1 protein-coding gene is annotated in these 761 nt (G+C 71.9%); it reads right to left on the bottom strand.

The genetic code is table 11. The annotated features are described in order from the left end of the window. Window positions 1-761: septum site-determining protein MinD (gene minD / locus ACKUB9_RS34340; RefSeq protein WP_407531187.1), on the bottom strand; the 761-nt coding region annotated here is incomplete at both ends.

The raw sequence follows: 761 nt of genomic DNA, 5'->3' as shown, positions 1-761 counted from the left end.
GCGCTCGGCCGGGATGGTCATGGGGACGGTCTCGCCCTTGAGGCGGCGGGCCGCGTCCGCATAGGCCCGCGCCGGCGCCGAGGCCGGGTTGTTGAGCGTCACCGGGCTGCCGACGTTCGAGGCCTTCAGCACCTCCTCGCTCTCCGGCACCACCGCGAGCAGCGGGATGGACAGGATCTCCAGCACGTCCTCCAGCTTCAGCATCTCGCCCCGCTCCGCACGACCCGCGTCGTAGCGCGTCAGGATCAGGTGCTTCTCCAGGCTCTCGCCCGCCGCCGCCCGCGCCGTCTTGGCGTCCAGCAACCCGATGATCCGGTCCGAGTCGCGCACCGAGGACACTTCCGGGTTGGTCACCACCACCGCCACGTCGGCGTGCCGCATCGCCAGCGTCGCGCCCCGCTCGATCCCCGCCGGGCTGTCGCAGATCACCCAGTCGAAGCGCTCGCGCAGCTCCGAGATCACCCGCGCCACCCCCTCGTCGGTGAGCGCGTCCTTGTCGCGCGTCTGCGAGGCGGGCAGCAGCGAGAGCCCCTCCAGGCGCTTGTCGCGGATCAAAGCCTGCGCCAGCTTGGCGTCGCCCTGCACCACGTTGATCAGGTCGTAGACCACCCGCCGCTCGGCGCCCATCACCAGGTCGAGGTTGCGCAGCCCGACGTCGAAGTCGACCACGCACACGCTCTGCCCGCCCTGCGCCAGGGCCGCCCCCAGGGCCGCCGTCGTGGTCGTCTTCCCCACGCCGCCCTTGCCCGATGTGACAACCA

Source organism: Methylobacterium oryzisoli (genome assembly GCF_046557895.1).
Classification (GTDB): Bacteria; Pseudomonadota; Alphaproteobacteria; order Rhizobiales; family Beijerinckiaceae; genus Methylobacterium; species Methylobacterium oryzisoli.
The sequence above is the reverse complement of the archived record's forward strand: the minus strand, read 5'-3'. Positions and strand labels throughout refer to the sequence as shown.